The organism is Paenibacillus sp. FSL R7-0273 (assembly GCF_000758625.1).
In the GTDB taxonomy this organism is placed as follows: Bacteria; Bacillota; Bacilli; order Paenibacillales; family Paenibacillaceae; genus Paenibacillus_AQ.
The window spans coordinates 6,952,360-6,973,055 of sequence record NZ_CP009283.1 but is presented as its reverse complement, the minus strand read 5'-3'; the positions used below and the strand labels follow the sequence as shown (position 1 = coordinate 6,973,055).

At 54.2% G+C, this 20,696-nt stretch carries 16 protein-coding genes; 6 read left to right on the top strand and 10 right to left on the bottom strand.

The features are described 5' to 3' along the window. The first annotated feature begins 178 nt into the window (after positions 1-178). The 4 genes from R70723_RS29960 (at position 179) to R70723_RS29945 (ending at position 4,628) form a co-directional block, all read left to right on the top strand. The gene (locus R70723_RS29960; protein WP_047171271.1) at positions 179-1,570 is read left to right on the top strand and encodes an NAD(P)-dependent oxidoreductase; all 1,392 of its coding nucleotides are present in this window, start codon (positions 179-181) and stop codon (positions 1,568-1,570) included. 98 nt (positions 1,571-1,668) lie between these two features. Continuing rightward, positions 1,669-2,958, top strand: coding sequence for an NAD-dependent dihydropyrimidine dehydrogenase subunit PreA (gene preA, locus R70723_RS29955; RefSeq protein WP_039877743.1), 1,290 nt, complete (start codon positions 1,669-1,671; stop codon positions 2,956-2,958). Position 2,959: 1 nt separating this feature from the next. Next, positions 2,960-4,387, top strand: a complete 1,428-nt coding sequence (hydA, locus tag R70723_RS29950) for a dihydropyrimidinase (protein ID WP_039877742.1) — start codon at positions 2,960-2,962, stop codon at positions 4,385-4,387. Position 4,388: 1 nt separating this feature from the next. After that, positions 4,389-4,628 (top strand): hypothetical protein, encoded by a 240-nt coding sequence (locus R70723_RS29945; RefSeq protein WP_047171270.1) that lies wholly within the window; start codon positions 4,389-4,391, stop codon positions 4,626-4,628. Between the two features lie 78 nt (positions 4,629-4,706). Here R70723_RS29945 and R70723_RS29940 read toward each other — a convergent pair whose 3' ends face one another. The 4 genes from R70723_RS29940 to R70723_RS29925 form a co-directional block, all read right to left on the bottom strand. After that, complete coding sequence (locus R70723_RS29940) at positions 4,707-5,222, bottom strand: GNAT family N-acetyltransferase (protein WP_039877740.1); 516 nt, start codon at positions 5,220-5,222, stop codon at positions 4,707-4,709. Between the two features lie 218 nt (positions 5,223-5,440). Further along, positions 5,441-6,121 carry a cohesin domain-containing protein gene (locus R70723_RS29935; protein ID WP_039877739.1) on the bottom strand — a complete coding sequence of 227 codons (681 nt, stop codon included), beginning with the start codon at positions 6,119-6,121 and terminating at the stop codon, positions 5,441-5,443. 246 nt (positions 6,122-6,367) lie between these two features. After that, positions 6,368-7,462 carry a response regulator gene (locus R70723_RS32460; protein ID WP_052421519.1) on the bottom strand — a complete coding sequence of 365 codons (1,095 nt, stop codon included), beginning with the start codon at positions 7,460-7,462 and terminating at the stop codon, positions 6,368-6,370. Between the two features lie 11 nt (positions 7,463-7,473). Beyond that, on the bottom strand, positions 7,474-10,590 hold the full coding sequence (locus tag R70723_RS29925; RefSeq protein ID WP_179088049.1) for an ATP-binding protein: 3,117 nt from the start codon (positions 10,588-10,590) through the stop codon (positions 7,474-7,476). 172 nt (positions 10,591-10,762) lie between these two features. On the opposite strand from R70723_RS29925, the gene R70723_RS29920 reads away from it, so the two are divergent. Next, positions 10,763-11,380 carry a TVP38/TMEM64 family protein gene (locus tag R70723_RS29920; protein WP_039877736.1) on the top strand — a complete coding sequence of 206 codons (618 nt, stop codon included), beginning with the start codon at positions 10,763-10,765 and terminating at the stop codon, positions 11,378-11,380. Here R70723_RS29920 and R70723_RS29915 read toward each other — a convergent pair. The 6 genes from R70723_RS29915 to R70723_RS32450 all read right to left on the bottom strand — a co-directional run bounded on the left by R70723_RS29915 (position 11,366) and on the right by R70723_RS32450 (position 19,593). After that, complete coding sequence (locus R70723_RS29915) at positions 11,366-12,892, bottom strand: aminotransferase class V-fold PLP-dependent enzyme (protein WP_039877734.1); 1,527 nt, start codon at positions 12,890-12,892, stop codon at positions 11,366-11,368. The genes R70723_RS29920 and R70723_RS29915 overlap by 15 nt on opposite strands. Before the next feature lie 108 nt (positions 12,893-13,000). Next, positions 13,001-13,477 (bottom strand): DsrE/DsrF/DrsH-like family protein, encoded by a 477-nt coding sequence (locus R70723_RS29910; RefSeq protein WP_039877733.1) that lies wholly within the window; start codon positions 13,475-13,477, stop codon positions 13,001-13,003. Positions 13,478-13,638: 161 nt separating this feature from the next. Continuing rightward, positions 13,639-13,962, bottom strand: a complete 324-nt coding sequence (locus R70723_RS29905) for a hypothetical protein (protein WP_047171268.1) — start codon at positions 13,960-13,962, stop codon at positions 13,639-13,641. Positions 13,963-14,085: 123 nt separating this feature from the next. Continuing rightward, positions 14,086-16,233: a bifunctional diguanylate cyclase/phosphodiesterase gene (locus R70723_RS32455; protein WP_052421518.1), complete on the bottom strand. Its 2,148-nt coding sequence runs from the start codon at positions 16,231-16,233 to the stop codon at positions 14,086-14,088. Between the two features lie 259 nt (positions 16,234-16,492). Continuing rightward, positions 16,493-17,116: an acetate uptake transporter gene (locus R70723_RS29895; protein ID WP_039877731.1), complete on the bottom strand. Its 624-nt coding sequence runs from the start codon at positions 17,114-17,116 to the stop codon at positions 16,493-16,495. A 146-nt stretch (positions 17,117-17,262) separates the two neighbouring features. Next, complete coding sequence (locus R70723_RS32450; RefSeq protein WP_052421517.1) at positions 17,263-19,593, bottom strand: EAL domain-containing protein; 2,331 nt, start codon at positions 19,591-19,593, stop codon at positions 17,263-17,265. A 176-nt stretch (positions 19,594-19,769) separates the two neighbouring features. Here R70723_RS32450 and R70723_RS29885 point away from each other — a divergent pair, with 176 nt between their 5' ends. Next, positions 19,770-20,687, top strand: a complete 918-nt coding sequence (locus R70723_RS29885; protein ID WP_039877730.1) for a prenyltransferase — start codon at positions 19,770-19,772, stop codon at positions 20,685-20,687. Positions 20,688-20,696: the final 9 nt, after the last annotated feature.

Below are 20,696 nucleotides of genomic sequence, written 5' to 3'. Positions count from 1 at the left end.
AATATGTCAGGAAACATGACCTAATATAATGGGCGTGAACAGTTTTATCAGGTTTTAAGTATATTTTACAGCATTTCGTCTAAAGTGTAAGCAGAATTTTAAGGAGATTATCGTAATAATGTTAATAAATATAACATCAATGGATACCAAGGCTATTATTCAAAGGGAGGGATAACTGATGGAGCACACTTCTCCGTTAACTGCATTTACACCTGATATGTTCATGCGCAATTTCGCCGAGGCGGAGCCGGGACTCAGCCGCAAGGGTGCGGTCGAAGAGTCTAACCGCTGTCTCTATTGTTATGATGCGCCCTGCATCAAGGCCTGCCCTACCGGTATTAATATTCCTTCTTTTATCAAGCGGATTGCCACTGACAATCTCAAGGGCTCAGCTATGACCATTATGGAGTCTAATCCGGTAGGTGCCAGCTGTGCGCGGGTTTGTCCGACTGAAGAGCTCTGTGAGGGGGCCTGCGTGCTGAATGATGCCTCGGCGCCGATACAGATCGGGCTGCTGCAGCGTTATGCTACGGACTGGGCCGTCAATAGCGGTGCTCAGCTGTTCAAGGCCGGTGTGCCTAACGGTAAAAGGGTCGCTGTGATCGGCGGCGGTCCGGCCGGCTTATCTGCTGCCAGAGAGCTGGCGCGTGAAGGCTTTGCTGTAGTGGTGTATGAGGCTAAGCAGCTGGCCGGCGGGCTGAATACGCACGGCATCGTCTCCTTCCGGCTTCCGCAGTCCATATCGCTGTGGGAGGTGGAGCAGGTGGAGAAGCTGGGTGTGGAGATCCGTACCGGGGTCAAAATCGGCGTTGATGTTACGGCAGAGCAGCTCAGGGGTGAATATGACGCCATTGTGCTTGCTGCCGGAATGGGCTATGTCCCGCCGCTCGGGATTGAAGGGGAGAAGCTGTCCGGTGTCTATGATGCCATTGAACTGGTGGAGACGACCAAGACGGGTATCCCAACGCTGGAGCTGATGGGACAGCGCGTTGCAGTTATTGGCGCAGGCAACACTGCGATCGATGCGGCGACCTGCTCGGTGAGGCTCGGGGCAGCTAATGTCAAAATGGTCTACCGCCGCACCCGCAGCGAGATGACCGCTTACGACTTTGAATACGAATTCGCCAAGCAGGAGGGCGTAGAATTCAGCTGGCTGACACTGCCGAAGCGCATTGTCGGCGATGAGCTGGGCAATGTAACCGGGCTTGAATGCGTACAGATGAAGCTGACCGGGGAGACGGGCAAGGACGGGCGGCTGACACCGATGCCTGTTGAAGGCTCGGAATTCATAATGCCGGTCGATGCTGTGGTCATAGCAATCGGGCAGAAGCGGCGGACCGGTCTGATTGAATCCCTCGGCCTGGAGCATGACCGAGGCGTGGTCAGCATTGACCCGAAGACGGGCCGGACCTCAGATCCGATGATTTATGCGGCGGGCGATATCGTCTTCGGCTCAGGCAACGGTGAGGCAATGGTGGTATCGGCAGCCCAGCAGGGTAAGGATGCGGCCTACGCGATAGTGAAGCAATTATCCGGTCTGCAGGACAGCGTGGTCGGTTCTGCGGTATAACCGCTGCCGCCTCTGCCTCTGCCGGACAGACAGGAAGGAATATGCAGTGCAGGCCCGGCGGCTATCCCCGGACTACATATGACAGGGAGGGAACAACTATGGCAGATCTGCGAATTGATCTAGCAGGAATTAAATCACCCAATCCGTTCTGGCTGGCCTCAGCGCCGCCTACCAATACGGGCTATCAGGTCCAGCGGGCTTTCGAGGCCGGGTGGGGAGGCGCGGTATGGAAGACGCTGGGTGATCCGATTATCAACACCTCGTCGCGTTTTGCAGCGGTTCATTTCAACGGGCAGCGCGTGGCAGGATTCAACAATATTGAGCTGATTACGGACCGTCCGCTGGAAGTGAACCTCAAGGAAATTTACGAAACAAAAAAGAGATTCCCTGATCATGCGGTGATTGCCTCCCTGATGGTGGAGCCGAAACGGGAGAAGTGGCATGAGATTGTAAAAAGGGTGGAGGCTGTCGGGGTTGACGGGCTGGAGCTCAACTTTGGCTGCCCGCACGGCATGGCCGAGCGCGGCATGGGCGCTGCCTCCGGGCAGCAGCCTGACCTGGTGCAGGCACAGACGACCTGGGTGAAGGAAGTGGCGACTACACCGGTAATTGTGAAGCTTACGCCCAACATTACGGACATTACCGTGGTTGCCCGTCATGCAGCAAAAGGCGGCGCAGATGCGATCAGCCTGATCAATACGATTAACAGCCTGGCCGGAGTGGACATTCACAGCTGGAATACCATTCCGCATGTCGGCGGCCAGGGCGCTCACGGCGGCTATTGCGGCCCCGCAGTCAAGCCGATTGCCCTGAGCATGGTGGCTGAATGTGCCCGCGACCGCGGTGTCGGCATACCGATATCGGGGATCGGCGGCATTTCCACCTGGCAGGATGTAGTCGAGTTCATGCTCATGGGTGCAACCGGCATCCAGGTCTGCACGGCGGTGATGCATCACGGCTTCCGGATCGTGGAGGAAATGATAGACGGCCTCAACAACTATCTGGATGACAAGGGGCTTGCTTCGGTAACAGAGCTGACCGGCAAATCGGTGCCGAAATACTCTAACTGGGGTGACCTGGATCTTAATTATAAAGTCGTTGCGCGAATCAATGAAGACAATTGCATTAACTGCAACAAGTGCCATATTGCCTGCGAGGATGCCTCGCATCAATGTATTGATATGCTCACGAATGCTGACGGCAAGGCGGTTCTGCAGGTGCGTGAGGAGGACTGTGTAGGCTGCAACCTGTGCTCGATTGTCTGTCCGGCTGACGGTGCGATAGATATGATTGCGCTGGACAGCGGGGCAGCGCCGATGACCTGGAACCAGCGGCAGCAGGTAATCAGCACCCTGAACGGCTCATATTCAGAAGCGGAGGTGGTCTAGGATGGCGAAAATCATCAAAAACGGCACTATCGTCACTGCTGCAGATACGTATACTGCGGATATCCTGATTGAGAACGGAATTGTAGCCGGGATCGGCCTGAATCTGGAAGTGCCGGGTGCTGAAATTGTGGATGCTTCCGGCTGCTATGTATTCCCCGGCGGGATTGATCCGCACACCCATCTGGATATGCCTTTTGGCGGAACGGTTACCGCCGATGACTTCGAGAGCGGGACGATTGCTGCTGCCTACGGCGGTACAACAACCGTAATTGATTTCTGCCTGACTACCAAGGGCCAGCCGCTGCAGAGCGCTGTGGATACGTGGCACAACAAATCGCAGGACAGGGCTGTGATTGACTACAGCTTCCACCTGATGGTATCCGAGCTGAATGACCGGGTGCTTGGCGAGCTGCCGCAGATTATCGAGCAGGAGGGCATTACCTCGCTGAAGGTGTTTATGGCTTATAAGAATACCTTCCAGGCTGATGACGGCGTGCTGTTTAAGACGCTACAGGCCGCCAAGCGGGAGGGTGCGCTGGTAATGGTCCATGCCGAGAACGGGGATGTCATTGAATACCTGGTGGAGCAGGCGCTGGCTGCCGGAAACACAGACCCGATCTATCATGCGCTGACCCGGCCGCCGGAGCTGGAAGGTGAAGCTACCGGGCGGGCTGCTTATTTGACAGAGCTGACGGATTCACAGCTGTACGTTGTGCATGTAACCTGCGCTGAAGCGGCGTGGAAAATTGCCGAGGCCCGCAAGAAGGGGCTGCGCGTCTACGGCGAGACCTGCCCGCAGTATCTGGTGCTGGATCAGACGGCGCTTGAGAAGCCGGACTTTGAGGGTGCCAAATATGTCTGGTCTCCGCCGCTGCGTGAGCAGTGGAATCAGGATGTGCTGTGGGATGCGCTGTGGAACGGCTCGCTGCAGACGATCGGCTCGGACCAGTGCTCGTTCGATTTCAAAGGGCAGAAGGAGCTTGGACGCGGTGATTTCTCCAAAATTCCGAACGGCGGGCCTACCATTGAGGACCGCTTCAGTCTGCTGTACTCGGAGGGGGTGCAAAAGGGCCGAATCTCATTGAATAAGTTCGTCGATATTATCTCTACCTCCAGCGCCAAGCTGTTTGGCCTGTTCCCGCAGAAAGGGACGATCGCCATCGGCAGTGATGCCGACATTGTCATCTTCGATCCGTCTGCAGAAAGAACCCTTTCGGCTGCAACCCATCATATGAAGGTGGATTACAATGCATTTGAAGGCCTCGAGGTCAAAGGTGAGCCGGTCTCTGTCCTGAGCCGCGGCGAGTTTGTCATCCGTGACAAGCTGTTCGTCGGGCAGGCAGGGGCAGGCAAGTACCTGCACCGCAAACGGTTCGAGGCAGAAACGGCGTTTCCCGTCAAAGCAGAAATCAGTGGAGGAGTGGTCTGATATGTCAGCATATGAGGAGTTTGATAAGGAGCGCCGGGCTGTTGACGGACTGCTGCAGCGGGGCTATGGAATTATGAATATCACAGAAGACCTGGACGGAGCCGAGGTGACTTTTGTCCGTAACGGCTCGGAAGGTAATCCCGTGAAGCTGCTGCTGCTGACTGCGGATGCGCGCAAGCATGTGGCTACAGTCGTTTTTGCCGGCGGCAAGCCAGCAGCGCTGATTGAGGCGCCGATCTGAGGGAAGAACTGGGAAGCTGCCGTTTCCATCCACACCCGGGTGCGCCGGAAACCGGCAGCTTCTGTATGTAAGTAAGGCCTATTTCGGCTCGCCGGCTTGCTCCTCGTACTCTTGCCTCAGGATGGACATAATGACCATGGAGTCAAAGGAATCCCCGTGTTTAACCGCTTCACGCAATATCCCTTCTACTTTTAAGCCAGCAGCCTCATACACATGCCGCGCCTTAGAGTTGAATTCTTTTACATCCAGCCATAGACGGTGCGTCTCCGTATTGTTGAAGATCCAATCCTTGAGCAGTGCGAGCGTTGAAGTGCCATAGCCGCAGCCCTTTATATCAATGACGATCCGCAGGAGGCATACGGACAGATTAGGGTCCTGCAGCCCGGTGAGAATAACATAACCGGCCGGCTGCCCGGTTTTATCCTGGACAATCAGATGCAGGATGTCTTTATCGGTAATAGCTGCAGAATGCTTGTCCCTGCCCCATTGTCCGATATAGCGTTGGTTAGGCTCATCTTGCTCAGCGGCCAGCACGAAGTCCAGATCCTGCTGTGCAGTCAGGCGGAGATCCATCTGTTGTGAAGTGATTAGCATCTGTACCTCTCCTCTCATATAAGGTGTAAGGCTAAGGTGTAAGCCCGAAATATAAGAATACAGTACAGGAAATTCACAGGCATGCCAACACGCAAAAAAAAGGCCTTTCCCCGCCCGGAGGTACAGAACGGAGAAAAGCCTGATTAGTCATGATACAATCCGGTTATATAAAATAAATAGGATTCCGGGCAGTTATACATATGATCCATTTTGCTATATTAAGCCAGGCGGTTAGCCTTGGCACTGGAGCCCATCGAGTATACGGAAACTTGGGGAGTAGGGACAATAGCTACCGGTTCGGAAGCGAGTACAGTGATGTCCGGAGAGTAGAGATAAAAGCTGTTGCTGGCTTCTGACGTTCTGATCCGGGTGAACTCGTTGGCCAGGCTGATGGTTGAGGAGCCGGCAAGTGTATGCTCCTTCACACGGAGCTTAAAGGTAACCAGAGTCTGATCCACAGCGGGGATCTGGGCCTGCTTCGAGTTGGCTTCCACCTGGATATCGATTCCGCGCATGGTGGTGTTCATTCCGAAGTAAATCCCGCCGTCGACCGGGTTCACAAAATTATACTGAAAAATATTGCCGACCTCGTTGCCCGGTGTAAAGGCGGAGTCGCTGTAAGCCGATTGCACGAGATACTCTGCGTTATCAAAAACCGCACTGTCATACTGTACGATAAAATTCATATAACTATAACCACGGTCATTCGGAGCGAAATTCCGCAAATTCACGAGTACCGTCACTTCGTCCCCTGGCGCATAGGCGGTCTGGTCGGTTGTAACCTCAACAGACATAGCAGGTGGTGTATTGTCTATGGTAACCTCGCGCATCATGGAGAACATAAGGGTGAGAAAATTCGATCCTTTAAAAGCTTTCTTGAAGCCCAGCCATCCGTTCATGTAACAACCTCCATATACTCGTGTGATACTTCCGGTGTGTGATCATTGCTGTGTAAATCAATGGTACTATTTGTCACTGATAAAACACTGATAAAAAGTCGAAGTTTGACGTAAACAATCGAAATGATACCGCTTTATACGAATAAATAGCGAAAAAAACAGCCCGGCAGGCAACTGCCGGGCTGTTTTGCAAAAAAATATGAGAGCTGTAAGCCTGCTGCTGATAGCTGGCTGATAACGCAAGAGCTATGTTCCAAGGCGCTGATAAGCCTCAAGGAACCACTCCGGAAGCTCTCCGCCCATTTCGTTTCTGTACGAGTCGCGGAATTGAGTAAAGCGCCGCTGGGCCCGCAGCGGCTTGCCGATCTCATAATAGAGGGCAATAATCTGCAGGGCATAGCTCTCCTCCAGCGGCTCAAGCTCGGCCAGCCGAAGAGCGTATTCTTCCGCTTCATACTGTCGGCCGGAGTGAATCAGTCCTTGCGTAAGCTGCTCCAGCAGCTTCAGATAGAGCTGGCGGTACTTATCCCGGACCGGATAGATCCAGAGACTGTCCAGAGCCTGCAGAAGCTCCCCCTTATACAGCGAAGAAGCATCACGCAGGCTGTCCAGGTTATTATCCTGCAGCGCTGCAAGCGCGGCCTCCTGAAAGAGGTCGGCATCCCCCTCGATGCCCCTGGCCTCCAGGCGGTAATTTTCCCGGTCAGAGGTCAGCCCGATCATGTCGCCGAGGGCGGCGGTTTTTAAGGTTTTGCGGATCTGGTAGACGGTGGTATGCAGATACTGCTTGCCCTTCTCGTAATTCCACTGCGGGAAAACATCATTCAGAATAACACTGACACTGCCTTGCCGGTGAATCCATAAATAGGCGAACAGCTCCTCTGCCTTGTGTGTGCTCCACTTAACGATACCTAGCGGACCGGTCAGAATGTGGCCGCCAAGGGATCGGAAATGCGCGCTTGGGCTGGTCTGCCCGGGCTGCCCGGACTGCATCCGCTTGGACAGGAATTTGGACCAGGTCTTGAGCAGCCTGGGCGGGTCTACCGGCTTCAGCAGATAATCGGCTGCTGAAAGGTCGAAGGCCTCGACGGCGTAGCTCCGGTAGGCGGTAACGAATACGATCTCTGTATCCGGCGAGAACGGCAGAAGATTCTCGGCAAAGGCAAGCCCGGACAGCTCGGGCATTTGGATATCAAGAAAGATCAGATCAGGCTTCAGCTCCGCGGCGGCAGTAAAGGCCTCCCTGGGATTATCAAAAACATGGATTGAGGCAATGTTTTCACATTGCTGCAGAAGCTCGCGCATCTGTTCCAGCGCCGGCCATTCGTCATCTACAACCATTACAGAATAATTCAGGAGACCTCACCCTTCCACGGTATTCTTATGCGCACTTCAATTCCGCTGTCTTCGCCGCGGGTAAGCAGCAGCGGATGGCCGAATTGCTTCAGCAGGCGGCGGTTAATATTTTTTAGCCCGATCCCTGTACCTTGACGCGGGGATGAGCGGTAATCGTCTAACATCCAGGAGGCCAGCTGCTCGTCGCTCATGCCCTTGCCGTTGTCGGAGACGGTAATGACTATATATCCGTCCTGCAGGCTGGTGCTGAGGACGAGGGTGCCTCCGCCGATTTTTTCCATTAGTCCGTGCCGGACAGCATTCTCCACAATCGGCTGTACAATCAGCGGCGGCAGGGTAAATTCGGAGATCTCAATATTGTACTGAACACTCAGGCGCTTGCCGAACCGTGCCTGCTCCAGCGACAGATAAGCTTCGATCAGCTCCAGCTCCTTCTCAAAGGGAATAGCTGTTTCCTGGTTGCTGAAATCAAAGCTTCCGCGCAAAAAGTGGCTGAGGTCATACAGCAGATGCCGTGTCTTCTCGTTATCCCGTGTGCTCATCCATATAATAGTGTTGATGGAGTTGTACAGGAAATGGGGTTTTATCTGCGCACGCAGCATGGCGATTTCCGAGCTGAGCCGCTCTGCCACCGACCTTCTCAGCTCAACGAGAGTTTTAACCCGGCCCTTCAAATCGCTCCAGGCATAGGGCTTGTGGATAAAATCATTGGCTCCGGCCCGGAAGGCGGATTCATTGAAATGGAGCTGCTGTCCGGCAGTGGCCATAAGCACAGGCAGATCCAGCGGGCTGAAGGTCTGGCGGATGATTCTGCACAGCTCAAGACCCGACATTTCCGGCATCATCACATCGATAATACACAGGTCGAAATTACGGTCGCCGGCAAGAAGAGCCAGTGCCTCTTTACCGCTGCGGATGCTGGTGATCATATAATTCTCCAGTGACAGCAGATTGGTCAGTGCCTTGAGGTTGGCGTAATCGTCGTCCACGACCAGTATCCGCGGAGTATCCGGGCCTGCCTCCCCGCTCCAGCCGGGCGGGGTCAGCGGGATGACCGGATATTTCCAGTCGTCGTCCATAGCTTCCGGAGACGGCTTGACCGGTGTGAGCAGCAGCTCACGGTTATCCGGCTCTGCCGCCGCAGCTCCAGGCTGGCTGACCGGGATAGAGAAGGTGAAGGTGCTTCCCCGCCCGGCTGACGACTGTACCCTGATGCTGCCGCCGTGCAGCTCGACAAGCTTGCGGGTAATGGCCAGACCCAGACCAAGCCCTCCGCTCTCCAGCGAGTCCGCTTCATTGACCTGCTCGTAATCGCGGAATATACTTTCCAGACGCTCCGGCGGTATTCCTCTGCCTGTATCGGTAACGGAGATGGAGAGGGTACCCGACTGCTGCTCCGCTTCAAATACCACACTGCCCCGGTCGGTGAATTTGAGGGCATTGTCGAGCAGGTTGTACAGAATCTGCATCAGCCTGTGCTCATCTGCCTCAATCAGATAGACGCCGGGCGGGATGCGGTTTTTGATGCGGATATCCGGCTTTATATTTAGGAACTGGAAGACTTCAATAACGATATTGGCGATTCCCTGAATATCGACCTGCTTCCAGTGCAGGGTGATCCGCTGCTGCTTAATCTGCTCATAATCGAGGATATCCCTGACCATGAATGCCAGCCGTCTGCCGGTTCCGAGAATCAGGCGCATATCCTCGCGCTGTGAGGAGCTTAGCGGGCCTCCGCTGCCCTCATAGAGTGATAAAGAGATATTAATGATGGCATTCAGCGGTGTACGCAGCTCGTTTGAGGTTTTTAGCAGGAACTCATCCTTGTCCCTGTCCTTGCGCGCAAGCTGCTGGGACAGCTGCTTGATCGTCTCATAGGCATGGGCTTGCCGCGCGGAGAGAAACAGGCCCTCGGCAATGATGAAGATGGGTCCGGACACCGGAGGGATGGAGTAAAATCCTGTACCCAGCATAAGGTTGCTTGATACCGAGAGCGTGAACATGATGGCGGCAATAACGCCAATCATCAGGTAAAAGGAGCCGGTTTCCCGCTGCAGCGCCGCTCTGGCCATAACATAGAAGGTATAGATAATAGAGATCATACTAAAGATAATCAATATATCAGAGGCTCTGGAGTAAAAGCGGACAGAGCTTACCAAAGTGAGAAGGCAGAAGCCGATGGAATAGATAAAGGTGATCCTGCGGAATAGCCGTGAATACAGTGCAGGAAACAGGGAATAGGTATAGCTGGCTACGAACGAAAAGCCGACCACGCCGGTTATCAGCTGTAATTTGCTGAACCATTCATAGGAGATCGAGGGGTAGATGTCAAAGAGCAGCTTTTCGCTGTGTGTAAGCATATAAAAGGTAATCGTGAAGCAATACATCGCCAGCAGCAGCGAGGAATAGTCTTCTTTGCGCTGCAGGCCCTGTCCCAGGAAATAGACTCCGATAAAAGCGAAGCCTGCCACCAGCACAATATCATATATCTTGTTGCGCTGATCCAGTGCTGCTACAGCTTCTGGTGATCCGATACGGATGGACTCTGCAATTGCCCCGCTGTTATACGTGAAATTGGAGGCGTGAATAATGACTTCCGCCCGGCCGGTATCGCTGCTGAAGGTAACAGTGTAGGGCTGGTTGCGGGGCTTCGTGGCCTGCTCTGACTGTCCGGCAATCCCGCTGCCTCCGAGCGGCTCGCCATCAATAAAGAGCTGGCTGGCATTGCGGATATTGTTCACCTTCATGGCGAAGCCGGTGCTGTTCAACGGCAGCTGCAGCTGCAGGCGGTAGGAAGCAAAGCCGTAACGGCTGAACTCCTTCTGATTCCATGTTCTCCAGCTTCCGGGAACGGAAATATAGCTGACATCATCCTGCGGGGAGTCTGAGGGCTGAAGCAGCTGATTCCAGTGGAATTCCCATTTGCCGTCCAGCTTATAGGTTGAGGTATTATCAAAAGTACAGCCGGATAAATCTATAATGCCGGGTTTTGGCTGAACGCACGAAGCATTGCTGCTGCTAAGCAGGGGATATACTGCTGAGGCTGCGAGCAGGCAAATGCACAGCAGGCCCAGGGCTCTTGTGGCCAGCAGCCTGAAATCAAACAGTTTCATATAGACCTCACTTGGTAGGATGGAACTTTTCGTAAATTCCGCATCATTCGTCAATAATTTCATCATAGCCCTGCCGGCTTCCGCTTGTCCAGTCACAAGCACCAAGAAAAGTGTTGTATAATTGAAGCTCACGGCTTGAGAAATTCAGCGTTAGATGAGGAGAGGGCAATTGATGTATTTACTGGATGTGTCGTCATGGCTGACGGAGGAGAGGCTGCGGATTCTGCTGGAGCAGTACCGGACGCTGGGGCCGCTGCCCGGAATCGGGCTGACATTTATGAAATCCTTCGTTCCGCCGCTGCCGACAATCGCGATCGTTGGGCTGAACGGGGCGGTATACGGCTTATGGCTCGGCTTTTTATATTCGTGGCTGGGGCTGGTGGCAGGCTGTACGGTAACCTTTCTCATTATCCGCAAGATCGCCTCTCATCCCTACCTGCAGAAATGGTCACGCAGGCCAAAGGTAGCCAAAAGCATGACCTGGGTGCGCCAGAGCGGCTTCAGTTATGTTTTTCTGCTCAGCCTGTTCCCGGTCGGCCCGTTCGTGGTGATTAATATGACCGCCGGGCTTGCCGGAATGCGCCTGCGCTCCTATCTGCTGGCGATATGTGCGGGGAAGGCGATTATGGTGTTCGCTGTTTCTTATATCGGCAATGATGTGCAGCGGTTTATCCGTAACCCGTGGGAGATCATCTATGTGGTGCTGTTTATTGCGGGCTCCCTCTGGTGTGTAAAGGCTATCGAAGCCCGGTTTGCCCGGGCCGCGGCAGACCGGTTACACCGAGAATAGGCTCCGGACCGCAGCCTCTGTCTCTGTCTGGCCTGAACGATGAACCCAGCTGTTCGTTGCGGCGGTATAGCTGTAATCGCTGCTCCATTCCATCCCGGATTCAGTCAGGCTCTGCACTGCTGCTACCATTCTGTCAATTTCGGCATCTGTCATTATGGGGTGGAGGGAGAGGCGGACCCAACCGGGCTTGGAGGACTGGTCACCGGCATGCAGGTCCTGGACGATCTGCTCCGACTGCTTATGGTCAAGCCCCAGCAGATAGTGGCCGTAAGGACCGGCACAGGAGCAGCCGCCGCGGGCCTGGATGCCATAGCGGTCATTCAGCAGCCTGACGGCAAGATTATAATGGACCTTTTGTAAGGTGAAAGACACAATGCCATGACGCTCGGTCTGTCCGCCGGCCAGGATGGAGCAGCCGGGAATTCGTGCAAGTCCGGATAAGAGCCGTGTGGAAAGCTGCTGCTCCCGCAGCTTCATCCATTCACCGCTGCCGTTCATCCGTTCCTTCAGCTGTATACAGAGCGCTGTGCGGATGGCTTGCATAAACCCTGGTGTTCCTCCGTCTTCACGGACCTCAACGTCAGCTATGTAACGGCGCCCGCCCCAGGGATTGACCCAGACGACTGTTCCGCCGCCGGGCTCATCCGGAAGCCTTCCGCTGCAGAGCCCGGCATCAAACAGCAGCACTCCGCCTGTGCCGGGACCGCCGAGAAACTTGTGCGGAGAGAAGAAGATGGCGTCAAGCTTCTCCAGCGGGGAAGAGGGGTGCATATTAATGGCTGAATAAGGTGCACTGGCGGCAAAATCAACAAAGCATACCCCGCCGTGCCGGTGCATTACGGCGGCGAGTTTGTGATAAGGGGTCTCTATGCCTGTTACGTTTGAGCAGGCGGTGAATGAGCCGATTTTGAGGCGGCGGCCCCGGTAGCGGGCGAGCAGCACTTCAAGGGCGCCGGGGCTGATGTTGCCGTCCGCCCCGGCCGGGACGGTGACGACATCGCCGATGCCCTCCTGCCAGGGCAGGAGGTTGGAGTGATGCTCCATATGACTTACGAAGATGACCGGGCGCTCCTCCGGGGGACAACGGAAGCTCTGGCGCTGCCATTCGGGCAGCTTCAGGCCCATCAGCCGCTGCAGCTTGTTGACTGCACCGGTCGTGCCGTTGCCGCAGAAGATGAGGCAATCATCCTCATCAGCATGAACATGCTGCCTAATCATGCGCCGTGCTTCATTGTAAGCCAATGTCATGGTCAGACCCGTGGTGTTGGAGTCGGTATGCGGATTGCTGACATAGGGGCCGAATGATTCCTGAATCCGGCGTTCGATCGGCTCGTATAGACGCCCGCTGGCAGTCCAGTCGGCGTATAGCAGCGGCTTTCGTCCAAAAGGTGTATTGATCTGATGGCAAATGCCGATGGTATGCTCACGAAATACGGCAAAATGTGCCGCAAGGTTAGCAGGGGCCTCCTCCAGGAAGGCATGGTTATTGCTTGGCACGGACAATCCCTCCATCTAAAGCCGGTTATTTCCTGCTGACACCGGAGCCGGAGACGTGCTCCGGCTGTGTCACTACGGCTCAGTATATGCCCGGCAGAGCAGATAGGTTAAAGCCCATGCCCGTTAAATAAACAGCTGCATGTCGCTTTCCAGCGCATCCTTCAGGTAGGACGAGGCATCCATGATCTCAACCTCCGGCAGCAGCTCCTCCGGCTTGAAGCCCATAATCTCCAGGGACAGCTTGCAGGCGTAGAATTTGATTTTCTTTTTGCGGGCGCCCTTCAGAAAGTGGATCAGCTTCGGTGCGCCTTTATCCTCCATCATCTCCTCCAGCATCAAGCGGCCCAGGCCGCTGAAATTCATGTGCGAGAGCGGAAGCTGCTGCGGCCCTTTTGGAGTCATCACATCCATCAGCTTCTCATACAGGCTTTTATCCTCCAGCGTCATTTTTTCCGGGTCCCGGACAAGAAACAAACCCCAGAAGGCAAAAAACATCGTAACCTCAACCTCAATATCCCGCGCGGCATTAGCCAGAATCAGTCCGGCCATCGCTTTGTCATATTCACCGCTGAACATCAGCAGGTTTAATTTTTTGGTCATCCCTGTGTACCTCCGCTGTCTTAGAATGTAACTAGTATGCTTGCAGCGGCTGCGGCCTATGCCCGCCGTCACAAAGATGTACCTTGCAGGCAGGTGCTTAGCGGGCCGCAGGGCAACAAAAAAAGCTCCCCGGCGGGAGCTTGATAACAGAGCTGCGTTAATTACTCTTGGGAGCTGTCCTGTACAGCGGTATCGCTCTCAGCAGGACGGCGCATGTCATAGTGGCGTGCGGCCCACCAGATGCTGCCGGTGAACAGCACAATCAGTCCGAGGATAATGGCAAACCGCCAGTCGCCGGCTTTGAAATTCAGCTGCAGGACGGTCAAAACCAGTGCAACCTGTGTCCAGACCAGTGTTCTTTTACGGAAGGCCGTTATATTTCCCTTCATGGCGGGCATGCCGCGAATAATCCGGTAGGCAAGAACGGCCAGAATCAGCGCAAAGATGATTGTACCGGTCAGCTCTGAGTTGGTAAACGCATTCATTTTTCTCGAAATCCTTTCGGGTTAACTTCCTGCTGCATCGCGCAGCCCAAGCTTATTATAGCGGTAAGCGGCCGTTTTACCAAGAGGAAAGGCAGACCAGGGCTAATAAAAAAAGCAGACCGGCTACAGAGCCAGCCTGCTGACGATTTCCTCGGCCGGCAGCGGCGGGGAAAAGTAGAAGCCCTGAATATGCGGGCAATTATGGCTAATGAGGAATTCCAGCTGTTCAAGCGTTTCTACACCCTCGGCAATCAGGTCGTAGCCCAGCTGTGAGGCCACATACACAATGGATTTGATAATCGTCTCGTCAATGGAGCTGACGCCGATTCCGGTGATGAAGGTGCGGTCGATTTTAATCTTGTTAACCGGAAAGTGCTTAAGATAGTTGAGCGATGAATATTTGGTGCCGAAATCATCGATGGAGACAATAATGCCGTGATCGCGCATCTGCTGCAGCAGCGGATAATGCTCCTCCAGCAGTGCCGTGCTCTCGGTGATTTCGAATTCGAGCACCTCGGTGTCCAGGCCGTAACGGTCAAGCACGGACAGCAGATTCTCGATCAGGTTGCGGTTGTAGAACCAGCTGTTGGATATATTGATTGAGGTCCGCAGCAGCGGCATGCCCAGCTTCCGCCATTCACAGAGCTGGCGGCATACCTCGCCGATAATCCAGTCTGTCAGCTGGATCATCAGCCCGGCCTCTTCGACGGCGGCGATGAACGTACCGGGGCCAATCAGCCCCTTCTCAGGATGCTTCCAGCGGACCAGCGCCTCCAGGCCGATCGTTTTACCGGTAACCGCGTTAATCTGCGGCTGGTAATGCAGCACGAATTCCTCCCGCTCCAGCGCAGAATGCAGGTATTTCGCAATCATAGTCTTCTGCTCGAGCTTCTCGCGCAGCTCCCAGTCAAAGATGAAGTAATTGCGATCCTCCTGCGACTTGGCCTGATACATTGACATGTCGGCGAACTTCAGCAGATCATCGGTGCTGGAGGAATGCTCCGGATAGAGTGAAATGCCGATGCTTGTAGACAGGCTCAGATGTGCCCCGGCTATCAGCAGGGTCTGTGAGATCAGGGTGCTGATCTGCCCGGCGATTTCCGGAATGCGCTCCTGCGGCAGGTCGGAGAAGACCATGACGAATTCGTCGCCCCCGGTACGCGCGAACAGCTGGAAGGGCAGGCGGGCAGCTTTAAGCCGGCCGGCCAGCGTCTTGATCACCTGATCACCGATGGAATGCCCTAGCGTATCATTGATTTCCTTGAAGCGGTTCAGGTCAAAAAAGAACAGGGTATAGGTCTGCGTCGGCTCCGAGCATTGCAGCAGCCGTTCGAATTCGTCCATAAAGTAGCGCCGGTTCGGAATGTCGGTCAGGCTGTCATAATGGGCGAGCTTCTCGTAGAGCTTCTGGGAAATGCTGAGGTCCCGGGTCCTGAGATTGACTACACGCTCCAGCTCATGGTTGAACCGGTTCTGATGCCAGTAGAAATACAGGATAAAAGCGACAATAAGCAGGCAGGCGAGATCTATCCAGAGGATGCTTCGGAATATCTCCCATTTTTTTTGTGCCGGAAACAGGGTCCCCATCAGCCAGTGCTGGTTATAAATATCAATCGGAGTGCTCACGACTTCCCCGGCAGCCTCATCCTGCTGTCCGAACAGCAGAGCCTGGTCAGTGTTCATAACGTAGATGGAAGAATCGAGCGACTGGAGCTGGTCAGCAATGTCCTCAACGGTTACTGTAGCTGAAACGATGCCGTGAAAAGTGTTGCCGTTATATACGGCCTGTCTGATGACCATGCCGTACTGGCCCTGAGCCAGTGTACGGGGCCCGTCAATGGTGATGCTGCGAGTGCGGATGGTTTCCTGGATCATGCCGGAAGAAGAGAGGGCAGAATCAAGCAGCAGGCTTTTGTTCAGAATCGAGGTGTTGCCCGAGAGCGGATAGAGATAACGGATGACCCCGTCCGGCGCAATCATAAGGTTAAGAACATTCCGGCTGGAGTTGTTATAGGCTGTATTCAGGTATTGGTTGATAAGAGCGGGCTCTGCGTCAAAGCCTACCGTTTGAATGAAGGAGCTTATTCCTTTGACAATCGATACTTTCTCTTCAAGATTTGAGGTTAGCGTGACGGCTTGTGAGGATAAATCGGCTTTTTCAGCCCGGTATTCCCGTTCTACCGATATGGAATAGTAATAGAAGAGAGAAAGCTGCAGCACGGCCAGAAAGCCGAGGATGATCGTTAAAGGCTTTTTATTAATGAAAGCCATGGAGTGCCTCCGATATAAGAAAATTCAACATTCTATAGCAATTTGGGCAAAGTGGTTCCTGCACCACCGTCAAATGTCGAGATATGTCGTAGGTGTCTCTATAGCATGTCATTTTTTGTGTATTTGTGCAAGGAAAAACCTTATAGCCTGGCGGTAAAACAACAAAAACGGATAAATACGGTCCGCCTAAGGGCAGCTTGTATTTATCCGTTGCTCTTGCAGGTGTTGCTATATAAATTTCAGTAAAGGCAGCGTCAGCTTATTTCTTGAAGATACGCAGGGGTGCGCCGACCGGCAGGAAGGTGCGTCCGAAATGGGCGTTGAGCACGGAGGCCCCGCAGCCGTAGAAGGAAACCGCAGCAATTGCCATTTCTGATACCGCAGCAAGCTTGTGGAAGAATTCTGCACCTACGCCGAAAGCATCCATGGAAAGGCCGAGGAACAGGAAGTCAATGAGAATAAAGATGATCAGCAGGACCCGGTTGGCTTCAACTGCGCCGATGGTCATGAACAGGGTGAAGATCAGATATCCGAGGAAAACAAAGCCGAGCTGCTTAGGGTCTACACCTTCAGCGAGCGTGGCGCCGAATACGCCGAGCTTGATCAGCCAGCTTGCACCCATGCCGAACCAGAAGAAGGCGTAAGCGCCGAAGGCGGTCATGCCAAAGGTGTTATTGTGCTTGGCATCCTGGATGGAGGCAAACAGCTGGGCGAAGGCTCCGAGGAAGATGGCCCACGGAATAGCGTAGCTGAGTCCTGTTGTAATTTCTAGCTTTTGTGAAGAAGCGACCAGGGTGACGATAGCAAGTCCGAACAAGCCGATGGCGCTGGGATCGGCGGTGACGATTTTGACGGATTGCGTGGATTGGGATTGCGCTGACATAGCAATTAAAGCCTCCAATTTTCAAAAGTGTTCGCATAGGATAACAGCACCCGGTCCGGGTGCTGTTATCAGCTTGCCTATCATATCATATCGCCAGGAGCTTGCCTATAAAAGAAGTATTGATTTTTGGGCGCTATGCTCCGTATTCAGGCTAAAAATGCATAAATATTCACAGCTTGCAGAGGCTTGCTGATATAGTAGCCCTGAAGCTCGTCGCTGCCCAGCCTGCGAAGCAGATCGAACTGCTCTTTAAGCTCGATTCCCTCAGCCACTACCTTCAGCCCGAGATTGTGGCTAAGCTCGATGATGGTCTTGACGAGCACATCTCCCTGAGGCTCAAGCGTCATCTCCGAAACGAAGGAACGGTCAATCTTGATGATATCCACCGGGAAGCGGCGCAGATAGCTCAGTGAGGAGAAGCCGGTGCCGAAATCGTCCAGCGAGATGCGGAAGCCGTAGCCTCTGAGCTCCTGAAGGGAGGACAGAATATGGTCCCCTGACACGAGCACGCTCTCGGTGATTTCCAGCTCCAGGCTGGAGCTGGGCAGCTCAAACTCTTCGAGCAGGGCCAGCAGCAGCTGGGACAAGCCGGGCTGCATCAGCTGCACTGCTGAAATGTTGACGGCTGCCGTCAGCTCCAGCCCGTCCTGGCGGAAGCGGCGCAGGTCAGAGCAGACCTGGCGCAGTACCCAGCTGCCGATGCTGATAATTGAGCCGCTCGTTTCGGCGAGCGGAATGAACTCGGCAGGGGAGACCGGGCCGTAGGAGGGGCTGGTCCAGCGCAGCAGGGCTTCCAGCTTGGTGACCGTCAGGCTGTCTGCATCCAGGATCGGCTGGTAATGCACTTCAAATTCCTCATTCACCGCTGCGGACAGCAGCAGCTGGGACAGCACCTTCCGGCGCCGTATGCTCTCCTCCAGCTCCTCCGAGTACTGGAGAATGTTGTTGCGGCCGGATTCCTTCACATGGAACATCGCCAGGTCGGCCTGCTTGACCAGATAATCAGCGTCTTCACCGTTCTGCGGGTATACGCTGACGCCGATGCTGGCTGTATTGTAGAGCAGATGTCCTTGTATGCGGTGAGGCATGGAAAGAGCCTCCTGTATACGGGACAGCTGGGCTTTCAGGCTGTCCGGGTCAGGGGCGTCGGCAAGCAGTATGGTGAACTCATCCCCGCCGAGCCGGGACACAACATCATGCTTGCCGATGACCCTGGAAATCCGGAAGGCAATCTCTTTTAGCATTGCATCACCGAAATCATGGCCCAGCGTATCATTAACAGTCTTGAAATGATCCAGATCAATGAAGACAAGTCCGATCTGTCTGCCGGTGTCCCTGGCTGAGGCAATGGCTTCATTGAGCCGGGCAAAAAACAGCGAACGGTTAGGGAGCTGCGTCAGCGGATCAAGCATGGACTGCAGCTGCAGCTCCTCCTGCGCCTGCTGCAGGGAGTCAATCATCCGGTTAAATTCATGCTCGACCTCGCTGAATTCATCGTCTCCCGAGCTCTTCACCCGGATGCTGAGGTCCTTGCTGCTGCCGATGGCCCTGATATTCCGGACAAGCACAGACATTCTGCGGAGAATGAAGTGTCTGACGAAGACCAGGCTGGTAACGCACATCAGCAGCGTCCAGAGCAGGAAGAACTTCCGGAAGCTGAGCACAGATTTCAGGCCGCTCTCATAAATCTCCCGCGGCTGCTGCAGTGTGATTTCAAGCGCCGGATTGCCGAACAGGTCGCTGACCACGGAATGGATGGACATCATTTTGTCTGAATCCAGACGGGTCCATATCTGTTCGCCGTTGCTCTCTGCCGGCGCTGAAGAATCAATAGCCGTCATCCGGAGGGTGGACCGTGCCTCGTCCCAGATCCGCGATATCTCCTCCTGATGCAGCATCCGCCCGGCTAAGGCAGTGCCGATTACCGGCTTATCCCCGCTGTTGTTAATGATGGGGGACAGAGTGAGCAGCATCGGGCCGCTCTTAAGCAGCACAATACCGGAGCGGCTGTCATTGCCCTCCGTGAAGCCGGCCAGCCGGCTGTTAATAAGTCTTAATAGCTCAAGGTATTCCGGAGTCAGCCCGGAGACTGCACCGGTATCCGCATTATAGACGCCCCCGTACCGGAGCTGGCCGGAAGTATCGAGCAGGGCAGCCATATCAAATTGATTCACTGCGTAGGTTGCCGGACTGAAATTGCTCTCCAGATAAGCCTGCTGTTCTTCTTCTGCCGGTGGCGCCTCCTGCATGAAGCGGTAAGTATCATCCCAGGTTGAATATTTCAGCAGCCCCGTCTTCATCGTCTGCAGCTCGCTCTGATAGGAAGAAATCACGTTATCCAGCTTACTCCGCAGCGCTGCTTCATCCAGCTCCTCAAAGCGGTTAAGCAGAATAAAGTGCAGGAGCATATAAGTGACACCTAATCCGAACAGGCTCACAGCAACGATGAAGATTATTATTTTTCTGCTCAGCTTCATGTTGCTCCCCTTTAGTAGTTATAGACTTTTATAGGAAATAAGTACCACCTTATCCAGTGTACCATGATTAGGTAATATTTTGCAGCGTATTTATCGCTCAAGTGTCGAAATTTGATGTATAATATTCTTGCAATAAAAATAATCACATATATTTATAGAAGGAGATTTCTTTGGGCATGGATAAATGGTTACTATTCAAGAAGATTACACGGTTTGGGACGATTCCCGTGATGCTTATTCCCGTAGTTCTGGGGACAGTTGGAGCATTCGTATGGGATGGGAGCTTCCATCCGTTTTTGTTTGTTATAACACTTATCGGCGCTGTAGCCGCGCATTTGTTCTCCAACATGGTGAATGATCTGTGGGACTTCCGCAATGGAACCGATACGGAAGCGAAGAATACGCCGGGAATGGTCTCGACGAATTCCGGTTTTTTGTCAGGCGGACTTATGAAGGAATCGCTGTTTGCTCTAATGACCTGGGGACTTCTGGCACTGGCCGTGGCCTGCGGTCTGATTCTCAGCATTGCCAGCGGCTGGGAGACGCTCTGGTTCGTAGCGGCCGGGGCGCTGATTGCTTACTTCTATGTAGCGCCGCCGCTGCGTTTCGGATACCGGGGCAAGGGCTACAGTGAGTTCGCGATTTTTATCGCATTCGGAGTAATGCCTGTACTGGGCTCCTATTTCGTACAGACAGGCGAATTCAGCCTGAAGCCGGTGCTGCTGTCCGTTCCGGTGGGGCTGCTGACGACGCTGCTGCTGTTCAACCACCATTTCCTGCACTGGAGAGCGGACAAGCAGGCCGGCAAGCGAACGCTGGTTGTGGTCTGGGGCGAGCGCAGAGCGCTTGTATTCTCCCGTGTACTGCTGTTTCTCTCTTATGGCTCGCTGTTTATCTGCGTCCTGTCCGGCGTCCTGCCGGTTTACGCGCTGCTGGCGCTGCTGACTGTGTTCACGCCTCTGCAGGTGTACCGGGGGCTGGAGCCGCAGAATGCTTCCCTGGCATATCTGCCGCTTATGGGCGCTTCCCAGCAGGCTTCCGTACGCTGCGGTATAATTATGGCGCTGGCACTGCTGGTTCAGGGCCTTATCTAATCTTTTACC